Genomic DNA, 16,462 nt, shown 5'->3' on the forward strand with positions numbered 1-16,462 from the left:
TGAAAAACTGCGGGTCGTGTCACCGTCCGACGAACTCCGGTCGGCGGTCGGTCAGGAACGCCTCGACCCCTTCCTCGTGGTCGGCCGTCTCGAAGACGATACCTTGCGCCGTCGCCTCGTCACGCTGGGCGCGGTCGAAGGACTTCTCCAGCCCGTCCTGAAGCAGTCGTTTCGAGTGCCGGAGGGCAACGGTCGGCCCATTGGCGATACGGCCGACGGTCGCCTCGACTTCGGACTCGAACGCCGCGGCATCGTAGACGTGGTTGAACAGGCCCAGTTCTTGGGCGCGCTCGGCGTCCAGAATCTCGCCGGTGAACACCAGCTCCTTTGCGACGTTCGTCCCAACGACTCGCGGGAGCAGGTACGACGTGCCGGCGTCGACGCTGAGGCCGACCTGCCGGAACACGAAACCGATGCTGGCCGACTCGCTCGCCAGTTGGATGTCACAGGCGATAGCGAGGTTCGCGCCGGCCCCCACGGCCGACCCGTCGACCTTCGCGACGGTCGGGACCGGCAGCGCGACGACTCTGGCGATGGTGTCACGGGTCCGGCGGGCCAGTTCGCTGACGGCGTCGTCGGTCGGGTCGTCGTTCGTGAGCCGCTCGCTCATCCCCTCGATGTCCCCGCCGGCCGAGAACGACTCGCCAGTGCCCTCGATGACGACACATCGAACATCGGACGCTGTCTCGATAGTGTCGAGGTGGCGCTCCAGCGCGTCGTACACGGGCTGTGTGAGCGCGTTCCGCGTCTCCGGCTCGTTCAGTGTCAGCGTGGCGATACCGTCGTCGATGGAGAGCAGTACGGACTCGCTCATCGGATATCCCTCTGTCGTAGCTGCATGGGGTCGCTTCACAGGGTTCCGGTATAAATTTACCGCTGGTTTACAGTTTCAGCCATCGTCGGCGACGCGCTGGGAGCGCCAGGCCACCGCACCTGGCGGGGCTAGTTTTAACATATCGGTGTGTGTTGACACGGAGTATGCCAGGTGGTGCACCACTCAACCTCCGGTCGTTCCTGTGGCGTGGCGAGAACGTGTTCCCTGACAGCGAGATCGTCTCGCGGACACATCAGGGGATTCACCGGTATACGATAGCGGAGTACGCCGAGCGCGTGCGGAAACTGGCCTCGGCCCTCGAACAGGCGGGCATCGAACGCGGCGACAGAGTCGGGACCTTCGCCTGGAACAACCACTGGCACCAGGAGGCCTACTACGGCGTCGCCTGCATGGGCGCACAGGTCCACATGATTAACCTTCTCCTGCCCGACGAGCACATCCAGCACATCGTGGCCGACGCCGAGGACGAGATCCTCATCGTCGACCCCGTCATGCTGGAGAAACTCGAAGCGGCGTACGACGAGGAGGCGTTCGCCTCCATCGAGCAGTACATCGTGATGGGCGATCAGGTACCGGAGACGTCGCTGGAGCCAGTCGTCGACTACGAATCGTTCATCGCCGACGGCGACCCCGACTACTCCTTCCCGCAACTGCCCGAGGACCAGCCGGCGGGGATGTGTTACACGTCCGGGACAACAGGCAAGCCCAAAGGCGTCGAGTACACCCAGAAGATGTACTGGACACAGGTCATGTCGCTGATGACCAGCGAGGCCGGTATCAAGACCGACGACGTGGAACTGACGTACGTCCCGATGTTCCACGTCAGCGGCTGGTGTCGCCCGTTCACGACTATCGCCGCCGGAGCCAAGACCGTCCTCCCCGGGCCGAACCCGTCGGCCGAGGACCTGGCGAGGCTTATCGAGGAAGAGGACGTGACCGTCTCCGCAGCGGTCCCGACCGTCTTCATGGACCTGCTCGAGTACGCCCGCGAGACCGACGTGGACTTCTCGTCGGTTCGGTACTTCACCAGCGGCGGGTCCGCGACGCCGCGGTCACTGATGGAGGATTACAAGCAGGAGTTCGATGTGGACCTCATCTCCGGCTACGGCATGACCGAAACGTCGCCGGTCACCCACGCCTACGAGCCCAAGCCCGGCATGGCGGACCTTCCGGAGGAGGAGCTGTTCGACCTGCGGAGCCACTCCGCGGGGCTCCCGATCGCCGGCCTGGAGTTCAAAGTCGTCGACACCGACGGCGAGGAAGTGCCCTGGGACGGCGAGTCGCTGGGGGAACTCTGGATGCGCGGCCCGTGGGTCACACAGGAGTACTACAACGCCCCCGACGCGACCGAACAGGCTGTCACCGACGACGGCTGGTTCAAGACCGGTGACATCGTCCGGGTGAGTCCGGAGGGGTACGTCGACGTGGTCGACCGGATGGACGACCTCGTCAAGAGCGGCGGCGAGTGGATAGCGAGCGTCGAGGTCGAAAACGCTGTCATGGGTCACGACGAGGTCGTCGAAGCCGCCGTCGTCCCGGTCCCCCACGAGCGGTGGGACGAGCGCCCCGCCGCGTTCGTCGTCACACGCGATGCTGTGTCCGACGAAGCCGCGTTGCGCCAGGAAATCAAGGACCTCGTCGCCGAATCGTACCCGTCGTGGTGGGTCCCCGACGCCATCCGTCTGGTCGACGGGATTCCCAAGGGCGCGACCGGGAAGTTCTCGAAGCAGACGCTCCGTGACGAGTACGTCGACGAGTCGATCATCGAAACTGTCGCCGAGAACGCCCCGGCGACGTAACCCGACTGAAGCGCGGCGGGGCATTCCGGCTGTCAAAATAGTATCGGCGGCGGCCTCGGTCGCGAGCAGCTATCGCTGCCGGATCAGCCACACCAAGTCCAATCGCGGATAGGTATTTATGCTAGCCCCGCGCACCTTGCGGTATGCGAGCAGCTGTCATCGAGGAGCACGGCGAACCGCTCACGATTCAGGACGTGCCCTATCCGGAGCCCCAGCCGGATCAGGTCGTCATCGAGACAGAAGCCTGCGGAGTCTGCCGGAGCGACTGGCACGCCTGGCAGGGGGACTGGGAGTGGTTCGGCATCCAGACCGGGCCCGGTCAGATTCTGGGCCACGAGCCGGCCGGGGTCGTCGCCGACGTGGGCGCGGACGTCGAACAGTTCTCCGAGGGGGACCGCATTACGGTCCCGTTCCACCTCGGCGACGGGTCGTGTCAGTACTGCCAGCGCGGGCACGCGAACATCTGTGAGACGTCGATGCCGCTCGGATTCCTCGACGCCGCACCGGGAGCGTTCGCCGAGGCGTTCCCCGTCCGCGAAGCCGATTTCAACTGCGTCACGCTGCCGGACGCCGTCGACTTCACCGAGATGGCCGGCTTGGGCTGTCGGTTCATGACGGCGTACCACGCACTGACCGACCGGGCGGACCTCAGGCCGGGCGACGCCGTCGCGATTCACGGCTGTGGCGGCGTCGGGCTTTCGGCGGTCCACATCGCCGACGCGCTGGGGGCCGAACCGATTGCGGTCGACGTACAGGAGGGCAAACTCGACCGAGCGCGGGACCTCGGCGCGGCGGCGACAATCAACGCCGACGAGGCGGACAACGTCCCCGGCGAGGTCCATGCGGTCACGGACGGCGGGGCCGACGTGGCAATCGACGCGCTGGGCATCGCCGAGACGTGCCGCAACGCTGTCGGCTCGCTGGACAAGCAGGGAACCCACGTCCAGGTCGGCCTCACGACTGACGAGGAGGCCGGCGAGATCTCCCTGCCGGTGGACACGATGACTCTGCAGGAGATCGACTTCCACGGCTCCTACGGGATGCCGCCAGTTCGCTACGACGAGCTGTTCAGACTCATCGACGCTGGGACGCTCGCCCCCTCGAAGATTGTCGGGGAGACGCTCGCGCTCGAAGACGTGCCGGCCACCCTCTCGTCGATGGGCGCGTACGAGACGGTCGGCATCCCCGTCATCGACGAGTTCTGAGTTACGCCGGCACTGCGCTGCGGTTCGCCGGTCCCTACGAACGGTTCGCTGCCAGCCACTCGACGGCGAAGTCTACCATCGGCTGTTGGGCGAGGAGTTTCGACTCGCCGACGCCGACAGTGCCTGTCTCGACGGCGCTGGGGTGTGCACGCTCGAACGCATCGCCACAGGCTTGGAAGTCCTCATCGTCGAGTTCGATATCCTCCCAGTAGCGCCATTCGCGCTCACCGTCGGCGAGGACGGCACTGGCGTGGTCAGTCGTGTCGGCCTCGATATCGGCGCGGTACTCGGCGAGGTGCAGCGAGGTGTTGGTCGCATGTGACGTTCCGAGAAACAGGACTGTCCCATCACGGTCATAGACCCCGGACAGCGGTGATGCCTCCCCGAGCGAGTAATCGTAGGCGTGACCGCCGACAATGGCCTCGGCATCGGCACCCCATGCGGCGAACGAATGCTGTGGGTGGGCACTCCGGTGGACATCTGGATACGTGCGAAAACACTCGGCGATTGCACCCATTCTTTGCGTTGGCGTCACTGCCGGTCGGTACGGGGGGAACTGCTCGCGAATCGTGTCACCCCACGAGTCCGGGACTGGTGGATGCTCCATATTGTCGGGGTCTCTGTTGTCGGGCGAGTGCGTTGGCATCACCACATTCCCGCTCTCAGAGACGACACGCTGCAGGGCGTCTACCACCGCTGGTGCGCCACCACAGACCCATCCCAGTTCGGACAGCGACCCGTGGACCAGTACCGTTTCCCCGCTTTTGAGACCCAGCGTACGGAGGTCGCGTGCTATCGAATCCACGGTGACCGGTTCCGCTGAACGGTCGCTTGGGCGCGGCGTGTCCATGAGGGATGATAGCCGAAAGCGGGCATAAGTTTCGTGTTCGCCGGGCCCACAGAGTCGTTATCGTGGGCTACCTGCTGTGGCCCTATAGTTGACAGCTCAGAGCAGTTGGTAGTCGCGCTCTTCGTGCTGGACGGAGATCCACTTGGTCTCGGTCAGTTCGTCCATGATCCACTCGCCGTTGTACCGGCCGAGGCCGGAGTCCTTCATCCCGCCGAACGGGGCGTTGGGTTCGTCCTGAATCGGGTGGTCGTTGACGTGGACCATCCCGGCGTCGATCTGGTCGGCGATGGACCGGCCGTGTTCGACATCACCGCTGTAGACGCCCGCGGCGAGGCCGTACTCGGTGTCGTTGGCGAGTTCGACAGCCTCTTCGTCGGACCCGAACGGGATGACCGGAGCGACAGGGCCGAAGTGCTCGTTACAGGCCGCGGACATATCGTTGGTACACTCCGAGAGGACGGTCGGTTCGAGGAACAGGTCCTCGACTTCGCCGCCCGTTTCCAGCGTCGCGCCGGCGTCGACGGTCTGCTCGATGAACGAGGTGAGCTGTTCGACCTGGCTCTCGTTGATGATCGGGCCGAACTCCACGTCCTCGTCGAGCGGGTTCCCGATGGTCAGCGACTCCGCGTGCTCGACGAGCTTCTCGACGTACTCGTCGTAGACGTCCTCGTGGACGAGGTGGCGATTAATCGAGATACACACCTGTCCCTGATGGCCGAACGCGCCGACGGAGCCGGCCTTTGCGGCTGCCTCGATGTCGGCGTCCTCGGTGACGACGAACGGTCCGTTCCCGCCGAGTTCAAGCGCCGGAAGGGCGAGCGCGTTCCCGGCCTGACTGGCCACGGACCGGCCGACCGCCGTCGATCCGGTGAACGACATCACGCGGGCGGCCGGGTGGCCGGCCATCCGGTCGCCGATGTCGGAGCCGTGGCCCGTGACGACGTTGACGACGCCGTCCGGGAGGCCGGCCTCCTCGGCGATGTCGGCCAGCAGGAGCCCGCCGGTAATCGGCGTGTCCGTCGCGGGCTTGATGACGACGGTGTTCCCCAGTGCGAGCGCGGGGCCGAGCGCCCGCGTCGTGAGGTGTAGCGGGAAGTTCCACGGGGAGATAATCCCGACGACGCCAGCGGGTTCGCGGACGATGTGATGGTCTTTGTCATCGTGGTACATCGAATCGCGGACCTCTTCTTCCGGCGGGACCATCTCCAGCGCGCTCTGGAAGTCCGCCATGGCGAAGTTGGCCTCGGCAGTCGCTTTGGCCTGTACACTGCCAGACTCCGTCCCGAGCAGTTCGACGATCTCGTCGAGTCGATCCTGCATCACCGCAATCATCGACTGGACGTACTCGTTGCGCTCCTCGCGCGACAGCGCCGCCCAGTCGGACTGGGCCGCTTCGGCGGCCTGGTAGGCGTCGTTGACATCCCCCTCTGTCCCGGCGGGCACCGCCGTGATTTCCTCGCCCGTTGCGGGGTTAGTCACCGGAATCGTAGCAGACGCTCCGGCGTCGCGCCATTCACCGTCAATGTACAGTTGGCTCCACGCCGTCTGACTATCAGGTTGTGACATTCCATACTATCGACAGCGCTACGGACTTTTAGCCCTTTGGCACCGGGCAAACGCTTAATTGAACCCCGGCCACAGATCCTATATGATCGATTACCTCGGTCTCGAAGACGACCTCGGCGAGGAAGAGCGGATGGTCCGTGATACGGCCCGGGAGTTCGTCGAGAACGAAGTCAAGCCGGACGTCGGCCAGCACTGGATCGACGGGACGTTCCCGACGGACCTCATCACCGAGATGGGTGAACTCGGGTTCTATGCGCCGAACCTCGACGGGTACGGGCTGCCGGGACTCAGCGAGACAGCCTACGGCCTCCTGTTGCAGGAACTGGAGGCCGGCGACAGCGGCCTGCGCTCGATGGCCAGCGTCCAGGGTGCGCTCGTCATGTACCCGATTCACGCCTACGGCAGCGACGCCCAGAAAGAGGAGTGGCTGCCTGCGCTGGGCAGCGGCGAGCAGGTGGGCTGTTTCGGCCTGACCGAGCCCGAACACGGGTCGAACCCGTCGGCGATGGAGACGACGGCCGAGCGCGACGCCGACGGCTACGTCCTGAACGGCTCGAAGACGTGGATCACGAACGCGCCCATCAGCGACCTCGCAGTGGTCTGGGCAAAGGTCACGTCCGCTGACGGCGACCCCGTGCGGGGCTTCCTCGTCGAGACTGACCGCGACGGCGTGACGACGAACAAGATCGACGAGAAGCTCTCGCTGCGCGCGTCAATTACGGGCGAGATCGGCCTGCAGAACGCCCGCGTCCCCGAGGAGAACGTTTTGCCGGGCGTCGAGGGCATGAAGGGGCCGCTGTCCTGTCTCACACAGGCCCGCTACGGCATCGCCTGGGGGACGGTGGGGGCCGCGATGGACTGTTTCGAGACCGCCCACGAGTACGCCACCGACCGCGAGCAGTTCGGGAAGCCAATCGCCGGCTATCAGCTCCAGCAGGAGAAGCTCGCGGAGATGGCGACCCAGATATCGCTGGGCCAGTTGCTCGCCCACCGGCTCGCCGACCTGAAGGAACGCGGTGACCTCCGCCCGGAACAGGTGTCGATGGCCAAGCGCAACAACGCGCGGATGGCCCGCGAGCAGTCACGGGTGGCCCGCGAGATGCTCGGCGGCAACGGCATCACTGCTGATTACTCCCCGATGCGGCACCTGACGAACCTCGAAACCGTCTACACCTACGAGGGGACCCACGACATCCACTCGCTCATCATCGGGCACGACCTGACTGGCATTCCGGCGTTCGAGTAGGGCGGCTGTGGAATCTCTTCCGGGATACGGAACGGCCCCGCTGACGCGAAACAGTACTTCTCAATCGTACGTGAGGTCGATCTTCAGCTCGCTGGCTTTCCGTTCCAGCAGATCGGGGTACGTCGATTCGATGTCGTCCTGGCTCACCCGGCCATTCGGCCCGAAGACGCTCAACGCGCCGATGAGGTCGTCCTCGTGGTTGTACACCGGCACGCCAGCCGCTCGCAGGCCGTCCATGTGTTCGGACATATTGGTCGCGTAGCCCCGCTCACGGACCTGTTCGAGTTCCTCGAACAGCGCGTCCCGGTCGGTAATCGTGTTCGCCGTCAACTCTTCGAGGGCGGTGGCTTCGACGAACGCCTCGATGCGCTCGTCAGGCCACTCCGCGAGGATGGCTTTCCCCGAAGCGAGCGCGTGCAGCGGCCGGCGTTTGCCGATCATCGTGTCGCTCTGCAGGGGATTCCGGCCGCCGGCCCGATGGAGATACACGCCCTCGAAGCCCTCTTCGACCAGAAACAGCGCCCGCTCGTCGGTCTCTATCGCCAGTTCGATGACTTTCTGCTTGGCGACGATATAGCCCGGTCGCCGTATCCGCGGCGGTTCGCTGAGTTGCAGAAACCGCAGCGAGAGCCGGTACTCCCCGTCCTCCTCGACGAGATAGTCCATGTCGTGCAGCGTCTTGAGGTGCCGATACACCGTGCTCTTGGCCAGGTCCGTCTCCGCCCGAATCTCCGCAATTGTCGCGCCTCCCGCGTCCCGAATCAGCCCCAGAATCTCGAACGACGTCCGGGTCGTCGATACCTCCGACGTTCCGTTCTTGTTTTCGAGCATACGGAGTTGTGACCGCTTAGTGACATCAACGTTTCGCATAATCGACCATGATGGTCTGACAGCTCGAACGCAATCAGTAGCCGTCTGCCGCTTGATTCCGCGACCGAACAGAACCTAACTTCTATTATCTCGCCGGAGCCAAGACAAGGTATGCCACAACTCAGCGCAGACGCCATCGAACAGCTCCGGGCTCAGTTCGACCGACAACTCGAGGTCGGACTGCACCACGGCGCACAGTTGGCGGTGTACGTCGACGGCGACCTCGTCGTCGACTTCGCCGGCGGTTCCACGGGTCCCGACGGTGACGAAACGACGCCCGAGACGCGCCACGTACTGTTCTCCTGTACGAAGCCGTTCGCCGGCGTCGGCCTGCACCAGCTCGTCGAGCAGGGCGAACTCGACTACGACGACCGGGTGGTCGAGCACTGGCCGGAGTTTGCCGACGACGGCACGCAGAAAGCATCGATTACAGTCCGACAGGTGCTCAGCCACACCGCCGGTATCCCCTTCGGAGAATTCGACGAACAGTACGAAAGCTGGGGCGACTGGGACGCCGTCGTCGCGGCGATGGAAGACATCGAACCCGTGTTCGAGCCCGGAACGACGCCGGCGTATCACGCCATCAACTACGGCTGGCTGGTCGGTGAACTCATCCGCCGCTGTAGCGGCCAGCCGGTCGAAGAATACGTCGCCGAGAACGTGTTCGAGCCGCTGGGGATGGACAACACCGGTATCGGTCTGCGGGACGACGAACCCAACGACGTGGCGACCCTGGCCGGCTATGAGGCGTTCGAGCGGTGTCACGATGTCGAAGAAGGACTCGAAGATCCTGCCGCATACGCCGGAGCGTTTAATCAGGAAGCGATGCGCCGGGCAGTGATCCCCGCGGCCAACGGCATCGGCACTGCCCGGGACATGGCCCGGTTCTACGCCTGTCTCGCCAACGGCGGGTCGCTAGATGGGACGCAACTGCTGACCGAAGCGACCGTCGACGAGGCGACCACGACTCACGCCGAAACCGAGTCCGACGGCACGCTGTCACGACCGGCCCGCTACGGCCTTGGCGTCTGGACCGGCGGGCTGGCCGCCGATATGTTCGGGGCCGCCAGCAAAGAGCGCATGTTCGGCCACGCCGGCCTCGGGAGTTCGTTCGGCTGGGCCGACCCCGAACTGAACGTCGGGTTCGCGCTCGTCACGAACGGCATCCGCGACGAGTCCTTCGAACACGCCGCTCGCGTCGGCCAGCTTTCCGACGCCGTCCGACTGCTGTTACAGGACTGACCGCGCCGATCTGGGGACTGCCGTCGTAGGCATTTCCTGATCGTTCGGGTCGATGTCCGTATCCCCGGTCACCATAGAGCTGGGCGACCCCGGTTTTTGTATGGCTCGGCTCTAATCCCCCGATATGAACTTCCCCGACCGAGGCGACGTGGACCACCTCATCGACCCACAGCCGCTGCCGGGCTTCGCTCGCGTCCGGTACGAGCCGGAAACCGGGGCTATAGACGACCCGTCGGCCGCGGCGCGGACCGAACTCGACCGGCTCGACTTCGATGGGCTGGAACCGGGTGCGACTGTCGCCGTCGCCGTCGGTAGCCGCGGTATCCACCGCATCGACGACATCGCCGAGGCCGTCGTCGAGGCGATTCGCGACCGGGGCTTCGAGCCGGTCGTCGTCCCAGCGATGGGGAGCCACGGCGGGGCGACGCCCGAGGGTCAGCGCGAGGTGCTGGAGAGCCTGGGCATCACCGAATCGCGCCTCGATGCCCCTATCGACGCCCGGATGGAGACCGACCAGGTCGACACCGTCACCGTCGGTGACACCGAGTTTCCGGTCCACGTCTCGGCGGCGGCACGGGAAGCGGATGCCGTGGTCGTCGTGAATCGGGTGAAGCCCCACACCAACTACAGCGGCCGCATCGAGAGCGGCCTGACGAAGATGACCGTCGTCGGGCTGGGCAAGCAACGCGGCGCGAACGCGTTCCACTCGACCGCTATCAAGGAGGGGTACGTCGAGACGCTGGAAACCGCGCTCCCAGTCGTCGAAGCGGCGCTACCGCTTGTCGGCGGTGTGGCGCTGGTCGAGAACTTCCACGAGGAGACGGCCCACGTCGAAGCGATTCCGGCGGACTCGTTCACCGACCGCGAGCCCGCGTTGCTGGAGCAGGCCTACGACGAGATGGCGACGCTTCCCGTGGATGACATCGACCTGCTCGTCATCGACGAACTCGGTAAGGATGTCTCCGGCGCGGGAATGGACACCAACGTCATCGGCCGCTATCGCGTCCTCAACGCGCTGGACCCCGACGAGCCGGCCATCAAACTGCTGTACGCCCGCGGGCTCACCGAGGCGACGAAGGGCAACGGCAACGGCATCGGCCTGGCCGATATCACCCGCCAGGCTGCGGTCGACCAGTTGGACCTGCAGAAGACGTACGCGAACGCGCTCACCAGTGGCTCGACGGCGAAGGCCAAGCTCCCGCTCGTCGCGCCGGACGACGAGTTCGCCATCCGGACGGCGCTGTCCGCGCTCGGTGGCTACGACCCCGACACCGCCCGGATCGTCTGGATACAGACCACGCAGGACCTGTCCGAACTACACGTCTCCGAGCCGCTCGTCGAGGACCTGCCGACCGCCGCCGAGGTTACCGGCCGTGAGTCGCTCACGTTCACCGACGGCACCGCGTCGTTTACCCGGGACTGACAGTCGGGTGACGACGGTCCCCGTCATGCATCTGGAACAATTTCTAACAACTGTACATCCGTTTCTCTGGATGTAAAAGTCATGTGTATGAAACTATCGGAATAGGATTCAGTCCGAACTGGCAGAGGAACTGGATGCGAGCAGAAGCGCGAGTATTACATCTACTTTGGGAGAATTTCGTCCTATTGATAGACTATATACAGCTATATCGCGTTTACAATTCTTAGAGTGCAAAGATACGAGTGGTTTAACGCATATATGAAAGTAAAAAGACAGAAGTAGTATAGTATATCAGAATCTAACTACAAAGACCGATACAAACGCAATATATGGCGATATACACGGCTCAATTATCCCCAGACAGAGGTGTGTCCGGACACTACCGGGCTCGGTCCACCAGGACTGCCCGCTGAGTTGCGTGAACAGTCGCCGAACCTGTCATACCGACTGTTCCACTGCCGTGTCTGGTAGTCGCTCGGCGACAACCTCGATAGGATGCGGTGGAATCTCGTCGACGCCGTCCCGGTCGCCCAGTTGGGAGCGACAGGACCCGCCGGGCGCGACGACGCGGTCGCCGTCGCTTTCCTCGACCTTGTCGAACAGCAGTCGCCCGATAGTCTTCGAGAGGTCGTAGTGCTCGTCGTGGTAGCCGAAACTTCCGGCCATGCCACAGCACGTCGAGTCCAGCGGGTCGACCTCGTAGCCGACGCGGCGCATGACGCCGACGGCGTGGTGGTCCTTGTTGGTCCCCTTCTGGTTGCAGTGGCCGTGATAGCTGACCGCGCCAGCGGCCCCGAGCGAGCGGTCCTCGACCGGCAGCGCGTCGTCAATACGGAAGGTATCGAGATATTCCAGCACGCCATAGGCGCTGTCTGCCACCCGCGAAACCGCAGGGCCGTCGAGCAGGTCGCGGTACTCGTCTTGGAACATCACGGCATCGGACGGCTCGACGAACACGACGTCCCAGCCCTCCGCGACGCGGTCGGCAAGTCGGGTGGTGTTCGTCTCGGCCCGCTCGCGGGCCTGGTCCAGCATGCCAGTGGAGTAGGCCGCCCGCCCGGACGGCGCGGTGTCGTCCGGCATGGTGACGTGGACGCCCGCGGCTTCCAGCGTCTCGACGGCAGCCTTGCCGGCGGCCGGGTAGGAGTAGTTCGTGTACGTGTCGGGGAACAGCAGGACCTTCCGGTCGGCCTCGGCCCGCGAGACGGTCGAGCCGCCGCGGTCGTCGAACCAGTCCTGCAGCGTCTCCCGGCGGAAGGTCGGGAGCTCGCGCTCCGGCGCGATACCGAACAGTTTCTGCATGACGAGCCGAGCACCGGGGATGTCCGTCGCCCAGTTCGAGACCGGGGCCAGCGCCGACCCGACCTTCGAGGCCGTGTCGATGTTCGCGAATAGGCGCTCCCGGAGGCTCGCGCCTTCCTCTTGGTGGTGCTGGTGTTTCAGCTCGGTCTTGAGCTTCGCCATGTCGACGCCGGTCGGGCAGTCGCTCTTGCAGCCCTTGCAGCCGACACAGAGGTCGAGCACTTCCTCCTGGAAACGGTCGGAGTGGATCTCGTCCTCGTCCAGATCGCCGCTGATGGCCGACCGGAGGAGGTTCGCTCGGCCGCGCGTCGTCTGCACCTCCTCTTCAGAGGCCCGGTACGTGGGGCACATCACGTCACCGTCGGTCTGTCGGCAGGTCCCACAGCCGTTACACAGTTCGACCAGCTCGGAGAAGCCGCCCTCGTCCTCGAAGTCGAGCGCCGTCTGTGGCTCCAGGGACTGGTAGTCCGGGCCGTACCGGAGGTTCTCGCGCATATCCGCGCCGACGCCCCGGTCGGCATCGGGGCCGATGTCCTCCGGCCCCTCTCGGTAGACGACGTTGCCGGGGTGCATCCACCACTGCGGGTCGAAGGCCGTCTTGACCTGCTTGAACGCGTCCCAGAGCTCCTCGCCGTACATTTTGGGCGTGAACTCTGTCCGAGCCATCCCGTCGCCGTGCTCGCCGGAGAACGACCCGTTGTGTTCGAGCACGAGGTCGGTCACGTCGTCGGTGATGGAGTGCATATCCTCGATACCCGACATCTCTTTCAGATTGAGGATGGGCCGGATGTGGAGCGTGCCGGACCCGGCGTGGGCGAAGTAGGCGGCCGACGTGTCGTGGTCGGCCAGTATCTCCTCGAACTTCTCGACGTACTCGGCGAGTTCGGCCGGCGGGACCGTCGCGTCCTCGATGAACGGGTACGGCTTGGGGTCGCCGTCCAGCGACATCAGGAGCGGAATCGCCGCCTTCCGGAGTTTCCAGAGGTCGGCCTGGTCCGCGTCGGTGTAGGCTTCGACTACGTCGAAGGCCGTCCCGTTGTCCAGGAACCGCTCGTTGGTCCGGGCGATGGCCGCCTCGAAGTCGTCGTGGAGCTCCGAGTCGTATTCGAGCATCAGCGCCGCGGCCGCCCGCTCCGGAATCGGCTCGACGTACTCGGCGTAGCCGTCTGACTCGGCCGCGAGCCGGAACACCTCGTCGTCCATCAACTCCACGGCGCTGACGTCGTAGTCAAGCGCGACCGGGACGGCCCGCATCGCGTCCGCGAGCGTATCGAAGCAGTACAGCGCCAGGGCAGTCTCCTCGGGAACTGTCACCAGCGAGAGTTCGGCTTCGACGATGACACCCAGTGTTCCCTCGCTCCCGACGAACAACTTCGCGAGGTTCAGCACCTGCTCGCCGTCGTCGTTCTCGTAGATGACGCGGTCGAGGTTGTAGCCTGAGACCCGACGCTTGAGGTCGGGATAACGGGCCTCGATTTCGTCGGCGTTCTCCTCGACGATTTCGCGGACTGTTCGATAGATTTCGGCCTCGCGGTCGTCCTTGCTCACGATGTCGTCCCACTCCGGCGAGTCGATGACGACCTCGCGGGCGTGGATGAGCGACCCGTCCGAGAGGACGGCTTTCACCGCGTCCGTGTAGGCGTCGGTGATACCGTACCTGACGGAGTGTGCGCCGGTGGAGTTGTTCCCGATGCCGCCGCCGACCGAGGCGCGGTTCGACGACGCCGGGTCCGGGGCGAACTTCAGGCCGTACTCGGCCAGCGTATCGTCCAGGTCGTCCTGCACCACGCCGGGCTGGATGTGCGCCGTCTGCTCGTCCGGCCGGATATCGAGAACCCCGTCCATGTGCCGGGACATGTCCAGAACGACACAGCCCGGCCCGACGGCCTGTCCAGCGAGCGACGACCCGGTCCCGCGGGGCATGATCGGGACGCCGCGGCTCGTCGCCACCTCCACGGCCGCCTGCACGTCGTCGATGTCAGTCGGGTACACGACCCCTGCCGGTTCGGCGCGGTAGATGCTTCCGTCTGTCGCGTACAGAACACGGGCGTATTCGTCGAACTCCACCCCACCCGAGACCCGCGACCGAAGCTCGGCCGCCAGGTCCCGATACGCGTCGACATCCGGTCGATTCAGGTCCAGTTCCTGTGCCGACCAGGTGTCCTCGACGTTTTCGATCGCCATACACGTATTCAGGAGTAATAATCATTAAAATCTGTGGCATGCGGTCACAATTCACTTTGGGTAGCCCACCAGCTATTTGCCCCGGGGCGTCGGAAGCGTTGTATGGGCAATGCAAGCGTACTCCACATGTGCCTGAACGTGGCCGACGCCGACGAATCGATCGCGTTCTACGCACAGTTCGGCTTCGAGGAGTCCTGGCAGTTCACCACGCCGGATGGCCAGACGACCAACTACTACGTGGCCGACGACAACGGCGTCGAACTGCAACTCTCGGAGACAGCGGGGGAGACGAGCTTCGAGATGGGCAGCGGCTGGGACCACCTCGCGCTCGGCGTGGACGACGTCGACGCGACGGTCGAGCGTATCGACCACCACGGCGTCATCAAAGAGCCCGGCCCACAGCCGGAGGCCGGCGCGTACACGGCCTTCGTCGCGGACCCCGACGGCCATCATGTCGAGCTCATCGAACCGCTCGAAGACTGAACCGAACCCACGGCGTTTCGAATGATGAAATGCCGAGCCCGACCGTCAGTTCCCAACGGCTGCGGCGCGCTCGACGATGTCAGCGCCGTACATCTCCGCCAGTTCCTCGTGCTGGTCCGGGCGGTGCTCGTACACGTCCTGGAACAGTGTGATGGGCGTCTGGGCGGCCTGGTAGGTGGCCTCGTCCCACATCCGGTCCTTGCTGATGTCGACTTCGACGCCGTCGATGACCAGCGTCGCGGCCTGGGTCATTGCGATGGCCCCCTTGCCGGCCTCCTTCGCGGCCTCGAACTCCTCCATGGAGTCCACGATGTCGTTCATGCTGGGGATGTATGCGGTGCGGTCGAGCAGTTCTTCAGTGAGTTCGTCCTTGTCCAGTTCCAGTCGGTCACCACCTGCTTGCAGGACGTAGCTGCCGTCGCCGTCAGCCTCAAGCGAGAGGTCGTCGCCGTCGTACACCTGCCTGCCGTCCTGCTCCTCGAGTTCGACCTCCTGGCCGCCGGCTTCGAGGAGCCAGCTCCCGGTCTTGGGCGGGAGCGGGGCCGTGTTCGCCTCCACGACCTGGCCTGGCGTCAGCGACCAGATGCCGGTCATCCCCTTCGCGCGGTTCTCCTTCATCCGCTCGCGGTACCCCTCGACGTCGCGGATGTCGTCGTAGGGGCCGTCGACGGCGATGAGGCCCGCGGCGCTGGCACCGCGGGAAGTGTTGTGGCGCAGTTCGGGCCACGGCGGGAGTTCGCCGGTGGGCGTCATCGCGCGCATGTCCTTCGTGTAGTCGACCTCGCCGTCGACCAGCAGGAACATGCGTTCGAGGTTGTTCGAGGGCTTGCCCATCTCCTCGCGCAGGTCACCCATCGCCAGTTCGGCCTCGCCGCTCTCGACGATGACCGACATGGAGAGGCTACCCTCTTCGAGCCCGTGCTCGTGCTCGATGATGGTGAAGAACTCGTCGGCCTTCTTCCAGTCGTCGATGTCGCCGACCTCCGGAATGACGAAGCCGTCGATGTGTTCGACCGCGCCGTTGTCGGGGTCGGCGATCTCCAGCATCTGCTGGAACCCCTGATAGCGGGTCGCCGGAGACTCGCGGTGCCAGACGACGCGCGGGTGGATCTCGCCGGGGAACTCCGCGCCCTGTTCGGCGACGACCTCGATGATGTTCTGGACGCCCTCATCGCGCATGTTCGGTGCCGTCGCGTCCTCGTTGTCCGGGACCCAGACGTCCGGGGCCTGCAGGCCGCGGAGCTGGCCCGCGCTCCGGAGCATCTTCGCGGAATCGTCCTCCCCGTCGACCGCTGTCGGAGAGGTAAAGAACGTTCTGACGAACTCGCGTTCGTAGTGTCGCGTCACACTCATAACTCGTCTCAAAGAGAGCCGACGGAACCGCTTAAATCTACCGTCCGCCATCGAACGAAACACCAGCGAGAGCCGCTGTCTCACTCGCTCCCACGCCGTTCGGA

Annotated in this window: 12 protein-coding genes; 6 read left to right on the forward strand and 6 right to left on the reverse strand. The window is 64.9% G+C overall.

Translation table 11 applies throughout. From position 1 onward, the window contains the following. Positions 1-19 precede the first annotated feature (19 nt). The gene (locus tag VI234_RS00745; RefSeq protein ID WP_008308136.1) at positions 20-814 is read right to left on the reverse strand and encodes an enoyl-CoA hydratase/isomerase family protein; all 795 of its coding nucleotides are present in this window, start codon (positions 812-814) and stop codon (positions 20-22) included. A 164-nt stretch (positions 815-978) separates the two neighbouring features. Between VI234_RS00745 and VI234_RS00750 the strand changes: the two genes are divergently transcribed. Together VI234_RS00750 and VI234_RS00755 are read left to right on the forward strand one after the other, a co-directional pair. Then, positions 979-2,634 (forward strand): long-chain-fatty-acid--CoA ligase, encoded by a 1,656-nt coding sequence (locus VI234_RS00750; RefSeq protein ID WP_008308138.1) that lies wholly within the window; start codon positions 979-981, stop codon positions 2,632-2,634. Between the two features lie 143 nt (positions 2,635-2,777). Next, entirely contained in the window at positions 2,778-3,839 is a 1,062-nt protein-coding gene (locus VI234_RS00755; RefSeq protein WP_336328981.1) for a zinc-dependent alcohol dehydrogenase family protein, read from the forward strand. Between the two features lie 34 nt (positions 3,840-3,873). On the opposite strand, the gene VI234_RS00760 is transcribed toward VI234_RS00755, so the two are convergent. Both VI234_RS00760 and VI234_RS00765 read right to left on the reverse strand, forming a co-directional pair. After that, positions 3,874-4,689, reverse strand: coding sequence for an aminoglycoside N(3)-acetyltransferase (locus VI234_RS00760; RefSeq protein ID WP_336328982.1), 816 nt, complete (start codon positions 4,687-4,689; stop codon positions 3,874-3,876). A 96-nt stretch (positions 4,690-4,785) separates the two neighbouring features. Continuing rightward, positions 4,786-6,255, reverse strand: coding sequence for an aldehyde dehydrogenase family protein (locus VI234_RS00765; protein WP_336328983.1), 1,470 nt, complete (start codon positions 6,253-6,255; stop codon positions 4,786-4,788). An 82-nt stretch (positions 6,256-6,337) separates the two neighbouring features. Here VI234_RS00765 and VI234_RS00770 point away from each other — a divergent pair, with 82 nt between their 5' ends. Then, a complete protein-coding gene (locus tag VI234_RS00770) occupies positions 6,338-7,501 on the forward strand; it encodes an acyl-CoA dehydrogenase family protein (protein ID WP_336328984.1) in 1,164 nt (387 codons plus the stop codon). A gap of 60 nt (positions 7,502-7,561) precedes the next feature. On the opposite strand, the gene VI234_RS00775 is transcribed toward VI234_RS00770, so the two are convergent. Further along, the gene (locus VI234_RS00775; RefSeq protein WP_336328985.1) at positions 7,562-8,332 is read right to left on the reverse strand and encodes an IclR family transcriptional regulator; all 771 of its coding nucleotides are present in this window, start codon (positions 8,330-8,332) and stop codon (positions 7,562-7,564) included. Positions 8,333-8,482: 150 nt separating this feature from the next. Between VI234_RS00775 and VI234_RS00780 the strand changes: the two genes are divergently transcribed. Next, positions 8,483-9,613 carry a serine hydrolase domain-containing protein gene (locus VI234_RS00780; RefSeq protein ID WP_336328986.1) on the forward strand — a complete coding sequence of 377 codons (1,131 nt, stop codon included), beginning with the start codon at positions 8,483-8,485 and terminating at the stop codon, positions 9,611-9,613. A gap of 124 nt (positions 9,614-9,737) precedes the next feature. Further along, entirely contained in the window at positions 9,738-11,036 is a 1,299-nt protein-coding gene (locus VI234_RS00785) for a DUF362 domain-containing protein (protein WP_336328987.1), read from the forward strand. A 438-nt stretch (positions 11,037-11,474) separates the two neighbouring features. Here VI234_RS00785 and VI234_RS00790 read toward each other — a convergent pair whose 3' ends face one another. Further along, a complete protein-coding gene (locus VI234_RS00790) occupies positions 11,475-14,522 on the reverse strand; it encodes an FAD-binding and (Fe-S)-binding domain-containing protein (RefSeq protein ID WP_336328988.1) in 3,048 nt (1,015 codons plus the stop codon). A 102-nt stretch (positions 14,523-14,624) separates the two neighbouring features. On the opposite strand from VI234_RS00790, the gene VI234_RS00795 reads away from it, so the two are divergent. Then, positions 14,625-15,005: a VOC family protein gene (locus tag VI234_RS00795; RefSeq protein WP_336328989.1), complete on the forward strand. Its 381-nt coding sequence runs from the start codon at positions 14,625-14,627 to the stop codon at positions 15,003-15,005. Positions 15,006-15,050: 45 nt separating this feature from the next. On the opposite strand, the gene aceB is transcribed toward VI234_RS00795, so the two are convergent. Further along, positions 15,051-16,358: a malate synthase AceB gene (gene aceB, locus VI234_RS00800; RefSeq protein ID WP_336328990.1), complete on the reverse strand. Its 1,308-nt coding sequence runs from the start codon at positions 16,356-16,358 to the stop codon at positions 15,051-15,053. Positions 16,359-16,462 lie beyond the last annotated feature (104 nt).

This window comes from Haloarcula sp. CGMCC 1.2071 (assembly GCF_037078445.1).
GTDB classification, from domain to species: Archaea; Halobacteriota; Halobacteria; order Halobacteriales; family Haloarculaceae; genus Haloarcula; species Haloarcula amylolytica.

Coding starts and splice junctions, on each gene's coding strand:
- VI234_RS00745 (WP_008308136.1), bottom strand. CDS start 814: ATGAGCGAGTCCGTACTGCTCTCCATCGACGACGGTATCGCCACGCTG.
- VI234_RS00750 (WP_008308138.1), top strand. CDS start 979: ATGCCAGGTGGTGCACCACTCAACCTCCGGTCGTTCCTGTGGCGTGGC.
- VI234_RS00755 (WP_336328981.1), top strand. CDS start 2,778: ATGCGAGCAGCTGTCATCGAGGAGCACGGCGAACCGCTCACGATTCAG.
- VI234_RS00760 (WP_336328982.1), bottom strand. CDS start 4,689: ATGGACACGCCGCGCCCAAGCGACCGTTCAGCGGAACCGGTCACCGTG.
- VI234_RS00765 (WP_336328983.1), bottom strand. CDS start 6,255: ATGTCACAACCTGATAGTCAGACGGCGTGGAGCCAACTGTACATTGAC.
- VI234_RS00770 (WP_336328984.1), top strand. CDS start 6,338: ATGATCGATTACCTCGGTCTCGAAGACGACCTCGGCGAGGAAGAGCGG.
- VI234_RS00775 (WP_336328985.1), bottom strand. CDS start 8,332: ATGCTCGAAAACAAGAACGGAACGTCGGAGGTATCGACGACCCGGACG.
- VI234_RS00780 (WP_336328986.1), top strand. CDS start 8,483: ATGCCACAACTCAGCGCAGACGCCATCGAACAGCTCCGGGCTCAGTTC.
- VI234_RS00785 (WP_336328987.1), top strand. CDS start 9,738: ATGAACTTCCCCGACCGAGGCGACGTGGACCACCTCATCGACCCACAG.
- VI234_RS00790 (WP_336328988.1), bottom strand. CDS start 14,522: ATGGCGATCGAAAACGTCGAGGACACCTGGTCGGCACAGGAACTGGAC.
- VI234_RS00795 (WP_336328989.1), top strand. CDS start 14,625: ATGGGCAATGCAAGCGTACTCCACATGTGCCTGAACGTGGCCGACGCC.
- aceB (WP_336328990.1), bottom strand. CDS start 16,358: ATGAGTGTGACGCGACACTACGAACGCGAGTTCGTCAGAACGTTCTTT.